Raw genomic sequence first — 13750 nt, forward strand, 5'->3', positions numbered from 1 at the left:
ATCCACAGGGTTGACACCCTACGGGCCGTCGACTCACCATTGAAGCCAGTGAACCGAACGATCGGTCGGTAGGGAGCCCGGATGACGGCAGTGACTGCGGATACGTACGAGGCGGTTTTCGACGCCGCTGTGGCCGCCGACGAGCGCATCGAGCCGCGCGACTGGATGCCTGACGCGTACAGGGCGACGCTCGTCCGCCAGATGGCGCAGCACGCCCATTCCGAAATCATCGGCATGCAGCCCGAGGCGAACTGGATCACCCGGGCGCCCTCCCTGCGCCGCAAGGCGATCCTGATGGCCAAGGTCCAGGACGAGGCGGGCCACGGGCTGTATCTGTACAGCGCCGCCGAGACCCTGGGCACAAGCCGTGAGGAACTGCTCGACAAGCTCCACGCCGGCCGCCAGCGGTACTCCTCGATCTTCAACTACCCCACGCTGACCTGGGCCGACGTCGGCGCGATCGGCTGGCTGGTGGACGGCGCGGCGATCACCAACCAGGTGCCGCTCTGCCGCTGCTCGTACGGCCCCTATGCCCGCGCGATGGTCCGGATCTGCAAGGAGGAGTCCTTCCACCAGCGCCAGGGTTATGAGCTGCTGCTCACCCTCTCCCGCGGGACTCCCGCGCAGCACGAGATGGCGCAGGACGCGGTGAACCGCTGGTGGTGGCCGTCGCTGATGATGTTCGGCCCGCCGGACGACGAGTCGGCCCACTCGGCGCAGTCCATGGCCTGGAAGATCAAGCGGCACTCCAACGACGAACTGCGCCAGCGCTTCGTGGACATCTGCGTCCCGCAGGCCGAGGCCCTTGGCCTCACCCTCCCGGACCCCGATATCCGGTGGAACGAGGAGCGGGGCCACCACGACTTCGGTGCGATCGACTGGGCCGAGTTCCAGGAGGTCCTCAAGGGCAACGGCCCCTGCAACGAACAGCGGCTCACGCAGCGCCGCCGGGCCCACGAAGAGGGCGCCTGGGTCCGGGATGCGGCCGCGGCATACGCCGCAAAGCATCAAACACACGCGACGCATCAGACGCCGCAGCACGCGAAGCCCGGGGAGGCGACAGCATGAGCAGCTCGACCGACTGGCCGCTGTGGGAGGTCTTCGTGCGCTCACGCCGCGGGCTGTCCCACACCCACGCGGGGAGCCTGCACGCCCCCGACGCGGAGATGGCCCTGCGCAACGCCCGCGATCTGTACACCCGGCGGAACGAGGGCGTGTCGATCTGGGTGGTGCCCTCAACGGAGATCACCGCGTCGTCGCCCGACGAGAAGGACCCGTTCTTCGAGCCGGCTGCGGACAAGCCCTACCGGCACCCGACCTTCTACGAGATCCCGGAAGGGGTGAAGCACCTGTGACCACCACGGCGAACGCCGCGGCACTCGCCCTCGGCGACGACGCGCTGGTGCTCTCGCACCGGCTGGGGGAGTGGGCGGGCCATGCGCCCGTCCTGGAGGAGGACGTCGCCCTCGCGAATATCGCACTGGACCTGCTGGGCCAGGCGCGGGTGCTGCTCTCCCTCGTGGGGGACGAGGACGAGCTGGCGTACCTTCGCGAGGAGCGGGCCTTCCGCAATCTCCAGCTGGTCGAGCAGCCGAACGGCGACTTCGCGCACACCATCGCCCGCCAGCTCTATTTCTCGCTCTACCAGCGGCTGCTGTACGGGCAGTTGGCGGCCGGCGGCGGTGAGTTCGCCGGGCTCGCAGCGAAGGCCGTCAAGGAGGTCGCGTACCACCAGGACCACGCCGAGCACTGGACCGAGCGGCTCGGCGACGGCACGGCCGAGAGCCATGAGCGGATGCAGCGGGCGTGCGACGCGCTGTGGCGATTCACCGGCGAGATGTTCGAGCCGGTCGAAGGGCTGGACGTCGACTGGCAGGCGCTGCAGTCCGGCTGGCTCGAGTCCGTCACCGCCGTACTGGAGCGCTCGACGCTGACCGTGCCCGCCGGACCGCGCTCCGGCGGTTGGGCCGCCGGCGCGGGACGGCAGGGCCTGCACACCGAGTCCTTCGGGCGGATGCTGGCCGAGATGCAGCATCTGCACCGCAGCCACCCGGGGGCGTCATGGTGACCGACGTGACTGATGGGACCGAGACACGACTCGAGGCGGAGCTGCGCAGGCTCGCCGGCTCGGTGCCCGACCCCGAGCTGCCGGTGCTGACGCTCGAAGAGCTCGGCGTGCTTCGCGGTGTGCAGATACTCGGGCCCGGCAGGGTCGAGGTGGAGCTGACCCCGACGTACACCGGCTGCCCGGCGATCGAGGCCATGACCTCGGACATCGAGCAAGTGCTGCACGATCACGGGATACCGGACGTCTCGGTCGTCAAGGTTCTCTCCCCGGCCTGGTCGACGGACGACATCAGCGCTGAAGGGCGACGCAAGCTCTCCGAGTTCGGGATAGCCCCGCCGCGGCAGCACGCGGCGGAGGGGCCGGTGCCGCTCTCCCTCTCGGTGCGCTGCCCGCACTGCGGCTCCACCGACACCGAGCTGCTGAGCCGGTTCTCCTCCACCGCCTGCAAGGCACTGCGCCGCTGCGTCAGCTGCCGTGAACCTTTCGACCACTTCAAGGAGTTGTAGATGTTCCATCCGCTCCGGGTCAGCGAGGTCGAACAGCTCACGGACGACTCGGTGGCCGTCACCCTCCAGGTGCCGTCCGAGCTGCGCGAGACCTTCCGCCACACCCCCGGTCAGCACCTGGCCCTGCGCCGTCTGGTGGACGGCACGGAAATCCGCCGTACGTACTCGATCTGCGCCCCGGCCGCCCTGGGCAACGCTGATCCCGTGCTGCGCGTGGGCATCCGGCTGGTCGACGGCGGCGAGTTCTCGACGTACGCGCTCAAAGAACTGACCGTCGGCGACACCGTCGAGGTGATGCCTCCGATGGGCCGCTTCCTGCTCGCCCCGCGCCCCGGGTACTTCGCGGCGATCGTCGGCGGCAGCGGCATCACCCCGGTGCTGTCGATGGCGGCGACGCTGCTGGCTCGGGAGCCGGAGGCCCGGTTCTGTCTGATACGCAGCGACCGCACCGCGGCCTCGACGATGTTCCTGGACGAGGTTGCCGACCTCAAGGACCGCTACCCGGACCGTTTTCAGCTGGTCACCGTGCTCTCGCGGGAGGAACAGCAGTCGGGACTGCCGTCCGGGCGGCTGGACCAGGAGCGGCTGACCGGCCTGCTGCCCGCCCTGCTTCCGGTGGCGGACGTGGACGGCTGGTTCCTGTGCGGACCCTTCGGCCTGGTCCAGGGCGCCGAGCGCGCGCTGCGCGGGCTCGCTGTGGACCGCAGCCGTATCCACGAGGAGATCTTCCACGTCGACGACGGTTCGGGGACCAGCTCGGCTCCGGTGAGCACGCCTGCTCGCGCTGAACTGACCGCGACCCTCGACGGCCGGTCCGGCAAGTGGCCGGTGCGGGAAGGTGAGTCGCTGCTGGAGACCGTGCTGCGAAGCCGCGCGGACGCGCCGTACGCCTGCAAGGGCGGAGTCTGCGGCACGTGCAGGGCATTCCTGGTCTCGGGCGAGGTGCGTATGGACCGCAACTTCGCGCTGGAACAGGAAGAGACCGAGGCGGGCTATGTGCTGGCCTGCCAGTCCCATCCGGCCACCCCCGAAGTGGAGTTGGACTTCGACCGCTGACCTCCCCGAATGGGCTCCGTCCCGCCCGCACTGTGTTCTTTTTCAAGAACGTGTTCTATCTTGACGGTCCGTCAGATACGGATCGGATATGGATTCGAGCAGCGCTTCAGGATGCGCCGGTGCGTGGGAGGACAGGCAGTGGACTTCACCTTCACCGAGGAGCAGCAGGCGGCCGTCGAAGCGGCAAGGGCAGTCTTCTCGGGCGTCGCGCCCGATGGAGTGCCGAGCCCGGCTCTCACTCCGGGCGCGGTGGCCGATGAGTTCGACCGGCCGCTGTGGGCCAGGTTGGCGCAGGCCGATCTGCTGAGTCTGGTCCTGTCCCCGCAGCACGGCGGGGCAGGCCTCGACCCCATCGCGCTCTGTCTGGTGCTGCGCGAGTCAGCGAAGGTGCTGGCGCGGGTGCCGCTGCTGGAGACCAGCGCGGTCGCCATGGCCGTGGAGCGTTACGGCAGTGGCGGGTTGAGCCACGAGATCCTCCCCCGGGTCGGCCGCGGTGAACTGGTGCTCACCGTCGGAGCCAACGGCCGCACCGGCCACGATCCCGCCGAACTCGCCGTCACCGCGCGCCGGGACGCCGAACGCAAGGACGGCTGGGTGCTCGACGGGGTGCAGACGGGCGTGCCCTGGGCCCAGTGCGCGGACCGCATCGCTGTGCCGGCGCACACCGATGACGGCCGCGGGGTCCTCGCCCTGGTCCCGCGGGACCATGACGGCGTCGCGCTCGCCGAGCAGGTCTCCACCAGTGGCGAGCGTTTCGCCGAGGTCGGCCTGGATTCCGTACGGATGGCCGGCCAGGACCTGATCGACGCCGAGGGTGCCTGGGAGTGGCTCCGCCAGCTCCTGGCCACCGGAACCTGCGCGCTGGCGCTCGGGCTCGGCGAGGGCGTGCTCGCGATGACCAGTGAATACACCGGGAAACGAGAGCAGTTCGGCTTCCCGGTCGCGACCTTCCAGGCCGTCGCGGTGCAGGCCGCCGACCGCTATATCGATCTACGTGCCATGGAAGCGACCCTCTGGCAGGCGGCCTGGCGGCTGGGCCCGGCTCGGGGGAGTGCGGGGGTCGGCGGCCCGCTGCCGGTGTCCGGCGATGTCGCGGTGGCCAAGATCTGGGCCTCGGAGGGCGTACGCCGCGTAGTCCAGACCGCCCAGCATCTGCACGGCGGCTTCGGCGCGGACACCGACTACCCACTGCACCGCTATCACGCCTGGGCCAAACAGCTGGAGCTCTCGCTCGGCCCGGCCGCGGCCCACGAGGAGGCACTGGGCGACCTGCTGGCCGCCCACCCCCTCGGCTGATCCGGAGTGCGGCGGCAGAGCCTCAGAGGACGAACGCCGGGGTGCCGCTGTCGGTGACCATGGGGCGGCCGGCGCCGTCCCAGGCGAGCATGCCGCCTTCGATGTTCACGGCGTCGATGCCCTGCTGCACCAGATACTGGGTGACCTGCGCGGACCGCCCGCCGACCCGGCACATCACATACGCCCGGCCTCCGTCGGCCAGCGCCTCGGTCACCTCACCGAAACGGGCCACGAAGTCACTCATCGGGACGTGCAGAGCGCCCTCGACATGCCCGGCCGCCCACTCGTCGTCCTCCCGGACGTCCAGCACCAGACCGTCGGACGGTACCGCCGCGGGGGCCACCGAGGGCAGCGGGGCGAAATTCATGGGTCATACCTTTCTCGTACTTGCGCCGCAGGGTTCCGAGGCTTCCCGGGAAGCCTCGGGAAAACTACTGCACCAGTCCGGCCAGTTCATTCTCACGCTCGGCTACCTGCGCAAGCAGCTGCTCGGCGATCTCCTCCAGCAGCCGGTCCGGGTCCTCGGGCGCCATCCGCAGCATCGCACCGATCGCGCTCTCCTCCAGCTCCTTGGCCACGGCCGTGAGCAGCTCCTTGCGCTGCGAGAGCCACTCCAGCCGGGCGTAGAGCTCTTCGCTCTCGCTGAGCCGCTGCTCGGCGGGGACCGGCCCGGCCTCCCACTCCTCGGCCAGCTCCCGGAGCAGGCCCGTGTCGCCGAGCCCGTACGCGGCGTTCACCCGCGCGATGAACTCGCCGCGCCGTTCCCGCTCCGTCTCGTCCTGCGCCAGGTCCGGATGCGCCTTGCGCGCCAGCTCGCGGTAGAGCTTGCGTGCCTCCTCGCTCGGCCGCACCCGCTTCGGCGCCCGCACGGGCTGGTCGTTGAGCATCGCGGCGGCCTCGGGGGAGAGGCCGTCGGAGTCCATCCAGTCGTGAAACAGCTCCTCGACGCCGGGCATCGGCATCACCATCGCCCGCGCCTCCTGGGCCTTCCGCAGATCCTCCGGATCGCCGGTACGGGCAGCCCGGGCCTCCGCGATCTGGGCGTCCAGCTCGTCGAGGCGCGCATACATCGGGCCGAGCTTCTGGTGATGCAGCCGGGAGAAGTTCTCCACCTCCACCCGGAACGTCTCCAGCGCGATCTCGAACTCGATCAGCGCCTGCTCGGCCGCGCGCACCGCCTTCTCCAGCCGGGCCTCGGGCCGGGTCTGCGCGTCCTGGTCTTCCTGGTTCCGGGTCGTCGGCCCCCCGGGTGCATCCTGGGTCACCCGTCCAGCCTACGGGCGCGGCGGAGCACCCCGTCACACCCCCAGCTCAGCGGCTATCCGCCCGTTCTTGATCGCCATCAGCAGCTCCGTGTGATCCGCTTCCGTGCGGTCCGCGTAGATCACAGCGAAGCCGGCCATCGCCTCGTCCAGCTCCTCGTTCTTGCCGCAGTACCCGGCGATCAGCCGCGGGTCGGCGCTGTGCGCATGCGCCCGGGCGAGCAGCGCGCCGGTCATCCGTCCGTAGTCGTCGAGCTGGTCGGGTGTAAGCGCCGCCGGGTCCACGCTGCCCTTGCGGTTCCTGAACTGCCGCACCTGGAACGGCCGTCCGTCGACCGTCGTCCAGCCGAGCAGGATGTCGCTGACCACCTGCATCCGCTTCTGCCCGAGCACCACCCGACGGCCTTCGTGCGCCACCTCCGCTGTCGGAAACCCGGCCGCCGGCAGATAGGGCAGCAACGCCGAGGGACGCGCCTCCTTCACCTGCAGCACCAGCGGATCTCCACGGTGGTCGAGCAGCAGCACCACATACGACCGGGTGCCGACGCTCCCGGTGCCGACCACCCGGAACGCCACATCGTGGATCGCGTACCGCGCGAGCAGGGGCAGCCGGTCCTCCGACACCGTGCGCAGATACTCCTCGAGCGACGCGGCAACAGCCGCCGCCTCCGCATCAGGCACCCGCCGCAGCACCGGCGGCGCATCCACGAAGCGCCGTCCCTCTTCGCCGCTGTCGGACACCGCCTCCGTCGCCTTGGCGGCGAATCGCGCACTCGTGTTGTTACGGGCCTTTTCCGACACCCGCTCCAGCGTGCCGAGCAGATCGCGCGCGTCCGCGTGGGACACGAGTTCCTCGTCGGCGATGGCGTTCCATGCGTCCAGCGCAGGCATCCTCGCCAGCAGACGCATGGTGCGCCGGTACGCGCCCACGGCGTCGAACGCGGCCGCCCGGCAGACGGTTTCGTCCGCGCCCACCACGCGCCCCGCCAGTACCAGCGAGACCGCGAGCCGCTTGAGATCCCACTCCCACGGGCCGACAACGGTCTCGTCGAAGTCGTTGAGGTCGATGACGAGGCGGCCGCGCGCATCGCCGTAGAGACCGAAGTTCGCCGCGTGCGCGTCACCGCAGATCTGCGCGCTCACCCCGGTGACCGGGGTGCCCACCAGGTCGTGAGCCATCAGAGCGGCCGAGCCGCGCAGAAAGGCGAAGGGCGAGGCGGCCATCCTGCCCACCCGTATCGGCGTCAGCTCGGGCACCCGGCCCCGGCTCGACTCCTCGACAGCCTGTACCGCGTCGGGCCGCGCCACTGCCAGCACCAGCGAGTCGTGAGAGGACCGCGGCACCCGGTCCCGCAGCGCCTTCCCCTGCTGCTTCGGCGATCGCGCCCCACCCGCAGCGCCGTCCGCCCCCTGGCCCTTGCGCCGCGCGAAGCCCGGCACTACTGGAATGCGCACACCACTCCCGGAAGCTGAGCCCTCGTCCGAGCGCGCCCCCGCGCCGTCGAACTCCGCCTGCTGCACCGGCGCCACCGTCTGAGCCTCGCCCATGACGCGCTGCCTCCCCCGTCGTCGTACAACCTCAACATCAACTGCCAACGACCGTACCGCTGCCGCCCAACAGTCGTCTCCCCCTGTGGATAACCCTGTGCAACTCGACGTACTGCGGAGATCCCCGCGCTAGCAGGTGCCCGATCCACCCTTGGCCAGGTACCTGTCGGCCCACACCCTCAGCTCCTTGAGCGCGGGCTCCATCGCCGCGCCCGCCTCGGTCAGCCGGTACGCGACCCGCAGCGGCGGCCCCTCGTCGACCTCCCGCACGACCAGCCCCGCCGCCGCAAGCTCGGTCAGCCGGTCCGAGAGCATGCGCTCGCTGATGCCTGGGATGGCTCGCCGCAGTTCCGCGAAGTGCACCGCCCGCTGCAGCAGTACGAAGACGATCGGCCCCGTCCAGCGCTTGCCGAACAGCTCGAAGACACGCGTGATGCCCCCGTCGACGCTCTTGCACGCTTGTTCGCTGTGTTCCGCGGGTTCCGCCATGGCTCCAGGGTACTGCGTCTCCTCCATGGACTTACAAAAAATAAGTGACTATGCTATTCATAGGTCCATACGGAATTTTAGTTCCTCCTCGCCACCCCCATGGAGAACCTCATGGCCACGCTGCTGCATCTCGACTCCGCCGTCTTCCCTCAGGGCTCGGCCTCTCGTGACATCACGGCCGCCTTCGTCAAGGCCTGGCAGGAGCAGCACCCCGACGGCACCGTCATCTACCGGGATCTCGCCGCCACGCCGCTGCCCCACCTGGACTTCGCCGCCGTCTCCGCCGGGATCGAGGACGCCCTGCGCGCCGAGCTGGCCGCCGAGCTCGAAGCGGCTGACGCCGTTCTGATCGGTGCGCCGATGTACAACTTCACGATCCCGTCCACGCTCAAGGCATGGCTGGACCAGGTGATCGTCGTCGGCCACAACGCGGGTCCCGACGGGCCGGTGGCCGGCACGCCTGTCACGGTCGTTGCCAGCCGCGGTGGCTCGTACGCCCCCGGTACCCCGCGCGAGGACTTCGAGTTCGTCCAGAACTATCTGGAGAAGGTGTTCATCGGCATGCTCGGCGCCGAGGTCGAATTCATCGTCCCCGAGCTGACGCTGGCCCGTTCCAAGCCGGAGATGGCGGAGCTGATCCCGCTCGCCGACGCGTCCCGCACGAAGGCGCTGGACGAAGCTGCCGAGAAGGGCAAGGCACTGGCCGCCCGCCTCGCCGCCTGACGACCCCCGAACCTGCGAACGCCCGCGGAGGCAGCACCCTCCGCGGGTGATCACATGGAACCGGCTACGCGGATGTTCCACGTGAAACGTCGACCGAACCAGCCCCGCAGCACCCGCCGGCCGACAGCCCCGCCCACCGATCAGCCCTCAACGCCCCCTCACCACCCGGCATCCAGCCCCGCGTCCCGCGCCAGGAGCGCCGCCTGAACCCGGTTCTCACACTCCAGCTTCGCCAGGATCCGGCTCACATACGTCTTCACCGTGGCCTCGCTCATGTGCAGCCGGTGTCCCGCATCCGCATTGGACAGCCCCTCCCCGAGCAGCGCCAGCACCTCGCGCTCGCGCGCACTCAGCCCGGCCACTCGCGCCCGCGCTTCCTCGCCGCGCGCGGCCGCCCGCCCCGAGGCCAGCTGGTCGACCACATGCCGCGTCGCTCCGGGGGAGAGGTACGCATCCCCCGCGGCCGCCGCCCGTACCGCACCGATCAGCTCCGCCGGCGCGGTGTCCTTCAGCAGAAAGCCCGCGCCGCCCTGCTCCAGCGCCCGCAGTACGTTCTCCCGCTCGCCGAAGGTCGTCAGCACGATCACCCGCGCCGACGGTACGGCCCTGCGCAGCTCCCCCAGCGCCGTGAGCCCGTCCATCACCGGCATCTGAATGTCGAGGAGCACCACATCGGCGCTGTGTGAACGGGCCAGATCGACCGCCTCACGCCCGTTCGCCGCCTCCGCCGCGACCTCGATCCCCCGGTCCGAGGTGAGGATCATCCGTATCCCGGCCCTGATGAGCGGCTCGTCATCAGCGATGACAACCCGGATCGGCGACCCCGTCACATGCACCCCCACAACTACCGACGGCCGCCGCCGCTCACCGGCTGACCTCGTAGGACTTCTTCTCGATCAGCTTGCCGTCCTTGAAGCAGAACCGGAACACCGGCTCGGTGTCGATGTCGTCCCCCACGTCCGAGGACATCAGCACCAGACACGCGGAGCCGACGGGCTCCTGAGGGCCCTTGCCGCTCAAGCCGGCCGTCGCGATAGTGTCCCCGCTCGGCAGCCGGTCGCGCACCTCGTCCTCGTCCGCCCCGACCCGCACGCTCTCGTACTGGGCCGGGTCGATCATCCCCTCGCTCACCGACCCCACGAGGAAGAACATCCCGAAGACGGCCGCCACCCCCAGCACCAGAAGTGCCGCAAGAGCTATCCCGCAGCCCAGAGCCAGACCGCCGCCCCTGCTCCTGCGCTTCCCGCCCATCGCCAGCTCCCGCTCCGAAACGGTCCAGTCCATGACCGGACCGCCGTTCCCGAGCGCAGCCCTCGGCGACTGCTGGCGGAAGTCGTCCTCCGCCGCAACGAACGGCGCCGCCACCACGACCTCGTACGGCAGCACACCCGCCACCCGGAACCCCCCTCCGTCCGCGGGCCCCGCATGCACGATGCCGCCGACCAGCCGGGCCCGCTCACGCAGCCCGGTCAGCCCCTGACCGCCGCTGACCACCTTGCCCGGCGCCGCAGCCGCCGCAGCCCCGCTGACGATCTCGACGACGAACGAGTCCGGCTCGTACCGCAGCTCCACCTCGATCGGAGCGCCGGGAGCGTGCTTGAACGCGTTGGTCAGCGCCTCCTGCACGATGCGGTAGGCGGCATGGTCGGCCGCCGCGGCAAGCGGCCGCACCCCGCCCGCACACCGCAGCTCCACCGCATTGCCCGCCGAGCGGGCCGATTCCACGAGCCCTTCGATGCCTGCCGTACCGCGCGCGGCCCGCCCCGACTCGTCCACCGGCGCAGGCCCCTCGACCCCGTCCCGCAGAATCCCGACGACCTCGCGCAGCTCATGCATCGCGGTCACCGAAGCCTCCCGCAGCACCCCGACCGCCTCCCGCTGCCGCCCCGTCAGCTCGGGATCCACCTCAAGCGCCCCCGTATGCACGGAGATCAGGGCCAACTGGTGACCGAGGCTGTCGTGCATGTCCTGAGCGATCCGCTGCCGCTCACGCAATCGCGCCTGCCCGGCCACCATCGCGCGCTCCCACAGCAGCTGGGCGTTGCGCTGCTGCAGCGCGTGCAGCAGGGTCCGCCGCTGTGTCCAGTAGCGACTGGCCAGCCCCGGCACAACGGTCGTCGCCAGGAAGTACAGGGTGGCCAGCAGCACCAGCGTCATCGGCCCCTGCTGACTCCAGTTGTCCAGCAGCATGGTGCCGACGAACAGGAAGTACGCGACGGTGAACGCCGCCAGCGCCCGCCCCGCGCCCACGATCCTGCGCCCGGCCGACCACCCCACGACCAACAGCAGCGGCGCGAACCCGCTCATGAGCGGGGCGAGCACCCCGCTGACCGCCAGCACCGGCGTCGGCATCCTGCGCCGCAGCAGCGACAGCAGTGCTGCCGACGCCCCCACGACGAACAGCCTCGATCCCTCGCTGCCCGTCAGCTCCTCGGTCCCGGCCGCCATGAGGCCGAGCACCAGCGCAAGCACCACTTCACCGGCGGTCCTCCGCCGCGACCACAGCTCGGGCGCGGCCAGCCATGCCCAGCCGGCCCGGATCTTCGATGACGCGTCCACGCCAGCACCCTAGACAGCACACCTCGCCGCGCACGGCCCACTTTCGTATCGCCCCGGTACGACGAACGTCGCACAGTGACAGATCGCGCCGCGGCGGGGCAGCCGGCCAAGACAGGCCGCACGAGCTGCCCATGCGGCGCGAGCGCAGAGCACACACCAACTGAAGATCATCAAGCAAGCAGGGGTCCCACCGTGAGGCATGTCATGGTGTGGGCTCATTCACGTAGAAACCGCCCCGTACGCACCGACCTCGGGCCGATGCGATCCCGACCAACGAGAAACGGGCCCCCACCAGGACTTTCGTCACTGGTCGAGACCCGTTTCATCGGTTTCTCTGTGCGCGAGGGGGGAGTTGAACCCCCACGCCCTTTCGGGCACTGGAACCTGAATCCAGCGCGTCTGCCTATTCCGCCACCCGCGCATTGGGTGCTGCCGCCTCTTCCCCCACCTGTTCAGTGCGGAGCGCCTGGCGACATCCAGAAGATTAGCACGCTGCGCAGGGTGGATTCACATCCGTTTGTTTGGCACACCCCGGCGGGAACAGGGAACGGAAGGCGGCCGCCCCCCACTCCTCCAGGGAGCCTCCCGGGTGCGGGACACTGTCAGGAAGCCGCCTCTACGATCCGTGTGAGAGGTGACACTCATCGACGGGGCAGACAAGGGGAACCAGCCGATTTCCCGACGCGTGGATACGATCAGTAAGCAGTACCAGGACGGCAACGACGGAGGAGGTGCCCCATGGGAGTCATGAAGCGTTTCGAGCAGCGTCTCGAAGGTCTGGTCAACGGCACCTTCGCCAAGGTGTTCAAGTCCGAGGTCCAGCCCGTCGAGATCGCGGGCGCCCTCCAGCGGGAGTGCGACAACAACGCGACGATCTGGAACCGCGAGCGGACGGTCGTCCCCAACGACTTCATCGTGGAACTCAGCGCACCAGACTTCGAGCGCCTGAGCCCGTACTCCGGCCAGCTGGGCGACGAACTCTCCGGTCTGGTCCGCGACTACGCCAAGCAGCAGCGCTACACCTTCATGGGGCCCATCAAGGTCCACCTGGAGAAGGCGGACGACCTCGACACCGGTCTGTACCGGGTGCGCAGCCGCACCCTCGCGTCGAGTACGTCACAGTCGCCCGAGCGGGCTCCCGCCGGCCCCGGTCCCGTCGCCCCCCAGGGCGGCGCACGCGGCGGCTACGGCTACCCGCCCACCGGAGCGCCTCCCATGCCTGCCGCGCCCCCTCCGGGCGCCGGCCGACCCGGCCCCGCGTCCGTCGCGGACCGCCGCCCGGCACCCGGCCCCGGGCCGATGCCGAGCACCCAAGTACGACGTTGGATCGAGATCAACGGCACCCGCCATCAGATCTCCCGCCCGACGCTGGTGCTGGGTCGCAGCACCGACGCCGATGTGCGGATCGACGACCCCGGCGTATCGCGCCGGCACTGTGAGATCCGGACCGGAACGCCCTCGACGATCCAGGATCTCGGGTCTACCAACGGCATCGTGGTAGACGGGCAGCACACCACCCGCGCTACGCTCCGCGACGGCTCGCGGATCGTCGTGGGCAGCACCACCATCGTTTACCGGCAAGCCGAAGGGTGAAGCGGGGGCAATGTCAGAGCTGACCCTGACGGTCATGCGGCTAGGTTTCCTGGCCGTTCTGTGGCTGTTCGTGATCGTGGCCGTCCAGGTCATCCGTAGCGACCTGTTCGGTACGCGCGTCACGCAGCGCGGCTCACGCCGCAACGCCGACGCGCGTCCCCAACAGACGCGCCAGACCGCCGCGCCACCGCCGCAGCGGCAGCAGCCGAGCGGCCGCCAGCGCCGCGGAGCACCCACCAAACTGGTCGTCTCCGAAGGCACCCTCACGGGTACCACGGTGGCGCTGCAGGGCCAGACCATCACCCTGGGCCGGGCGCACGACTCCACGATCGTGCTGGACGACGACTACGCGTCCAGCAGGCATGCCAGGATCTACCCGGACCGTGACGGCCAGTGGATCGTCGAGGATCTCGGGTCCACCAACGGCACATATCTCGACCGGACCCGACTCACCACCCCGACACCGATTCCGCTGGGCGCGCCGATCCGCATCGGCAAGACCGTCATCGAGCTGCGGAAGTAGTACGACAATGAGCGAGCGGAGCGAGCGAGCCGCAGCGGTCCTTACAGCGGACCGGGACGGGCTCCCGACCGGAGGGTGGGCAGTGTGGCTCGAGACCGGTTGTACCCCGATCCGACGGGCGAGGTGC

At 70.0% G+C, this 13750-nt stretch carries 15 protein-coding genes and 1 tRNA gene; 9 read left to right on the forward strand and 7 right to left on the reverse strand.

Annotated features, from left to right (window positions below):
* Positions 1-81 precede the first annotated feature (81 nt).
* From paaA to OG729_RS19390, 6 genes are all read left to right on the forward strand, one after another.
* Positions 82-1068 (forward strand): 1,2-phenylacetyl-CoA epoxidase subunit PaaA, encoded by a 987-nt coding sequence (gene paaA / locus OG729_RS19365; RefSeq protein WP_360866940.1) that lies wholly within the window; start codon positions 82-84, stop codon positions 1066-1068.
* On the forward strand, positions 1065-1355 hold the full coding sequence (gene paaB / locus OG729_RS19370; protein WP_360866943.1) for a 1,2-phenylacetyl-CoA epoxidase subunit PaaB: 291 nt from the start codon (positions 1065-1067) through the stop codon (positions 1353-1355). Before paaA ends, paaB begins: the two co-directional genes overlap by 4 nt.
* Positions 1352-2068 (forward strand): 1,2-phenylacetyl-CoA epoxidase subunit PaaC, encoded by a 717-nt coding sequence (gene paaC, locus OG729_RS19375; protein WP_405807330.1) that lies wholly within the window; start codon positions 1352-1354, stop codon positions 2066-2068. Before paaB ends, paaC begins: the two co-directional genes overlap by 4 nt.
* Entirely contained in the window at positions 2062-2574 is a 513-nt protein-coding gene (paaD, locus tag OG729_RS19380) for a 1,2-phenylacetyl-CoA epoxidase subunit PaaD (protein WP_405807332.1), read from the forward strand. Before paaC ends, paaD begins: the two co-directional genes overlap by 7 nt.
* On the forward strand, positions 2575-3630 hold the full coding sequence (locus OG729_RS19385) for a 2Fe-2S iron-sulfur cluster-binding protein (RefSeq protein ID WP_405807334.1): 1056 nt from the start codon (positions 2575-2577) through the stop codon (positions 3628-3630). It abuts the gene before it with no gap.
* Between the two features lie 138 nt (positions 3631-3768).
* The gene (locus tag OG729_RS19390; RefSeq protein ID WP_405811193.1) at positions 3769-4926 is read left to right on the forward strand and encodes an acyl-CoA dehydrogenase family protein; all 1158 of its coding nucleotides are present in this window, start codon (positions 3769-3771) and stop codon (positions 4924-4926) included.
* 22 nt (positions 4927-4948) lie between these two features.
* Here OG729_RS19390 and OG729_RS19395 read toward each other — a convergent pair whose 3' ends face one another.
* The 4 genes from OG729_RS19395 to OG729_RS19410 form a co-directional block, all read right to left on the reverse strand.
* Entirely contained in the window at positions 4949-5293 is a 345-nt protein-coding gene (locus OG729_RS19395) for a rhodanese-like domain-containing protein (protein WP_405807336.1), read from the reverse strand.
* Positions 5294-5357: 64 nt separating this feature from the next.
* Positions 5358-6191, reverse strand: a complete 834-nt coding sequence (locus tag OG729_RS19400; RefSeq protein ID WP_360866957.1) for a hypothetical protein — start codon at positions 6189-6191, stop codon at positions 5358-5360.
* A gap of 33 nt (positions 6192-6224) precedes the next feature.
* On the reverse strand, positions 6225-7736 hold the full coding sequence (locus tag OG729_RS19405; RefSeq protein WP_360866960.1) for a DUF2252 domain-containing protein: 1512 nt from the start codon (positions 7734-7736) through the stop codon (positions 6225-6227).
* A gap of 129 nt (positions 7737-7865) precedes the next feature.
* Positions 7866-8225, reverse strand: a complete 360-nt coding sequence (locus tag OG729_RS19410; RefSeq protein ID WP_360866963.1) for a helix-turn-helix domain-containing protein — start codon at positions 8223-8225, stop codon at positions 7866-7868.
* A 111-nt stretch (positions 8226-8336) separates the two neighbouring features.
* Between OG729_RS19410 and OG729_RS19415 the strand changes: the two genes are divergently transcribed.
* Positions 8337-8948, forward strand: a complete 612-nt coding sequence (locus OG729_RS19415) for an NAD(P)H-dependent oxidoreductase (RefSeq protein WP_360866966.1) — start codon at positions 8337-8339, stop codon at positions 8946-8948.
* 158 nt (positions 8949-9106) lie between these two features.
* Here OG729_RS19415 and OG729_RS19420 read toward each other — a convergent pair whose 3' ends face one another.
* From OG729_RS19420 to OG729_RS19430, 3 genes are all read right to left on the reverse strand, one after another.
* Entirely contained in the window at positions 9107-9778 is a 672-nt protein-coding gene (locus OG729_RS19420; protein ID WP_360866969.1) for a response regulator transcription factor, read from the reverse strand.
* Between the two features lie 34 nt (positions 9779-9812).
* Positions 9813-11507 carry a sensor histidine kinase gene (locus OG729_RS19425; protein ID WP_405807338.1) on the reverse strand — a complete coding sequence of 565 codons (1695 nt, stop codon included), beginning with the start codon at positions 11505-11507 and terminating at the stop codon, positions 9813-9815.
* A gap of 337 nt (positions 11508-11844) precedes the next feature.
* Positions 11845-11928, reverse strand: a tRNA-Leu gene (locus tag OG729_RS19430).
* A 317-nt stretch (positions 11929-12245) separates the two neighbouring features.
* On the opposite strand from OG729_RS19430, the gene OG729_RS19435 reads away from it, so the two are divergent.
* Together OG729_RS19435 and OG729_RS19440 are read left to right on the forward strand one after the other, a co-directional pair.
* Positions 12246-13100, forward strand: a complete 855-nt coding sequence (locus OG729_RS19435; RefSeq protein WP_405807340.1) for an FhaA domain-containing protein — start codon at positions 12246-12248, stop codon at positions 13098-13100.
* Positions 13101-13110: 10 nt separating this feature from the next.
* Positions 13111-13623 carry an FHA domain-containing protein gene (locus OG729_RS19440; protein ID WP_360867038.1) on the forward strand — a complete coding sequence of 171 codons (513 nt, stop codon included), beginning with the start codon at positions 13111-13113 and terminating at the stop codon, positions 13621-13623.
* Positions 13624-13750: the final 127 nt, after the last annotated feature.

This window comes from Streptomyces sp. NBC_00210, from assembly GCF_045160975.1.
Classification (GTDB): Bacteria; Actinomycetota; Actinomycetes; order Streptomycetales; family Streptomycetaceae; genus Streptomyces.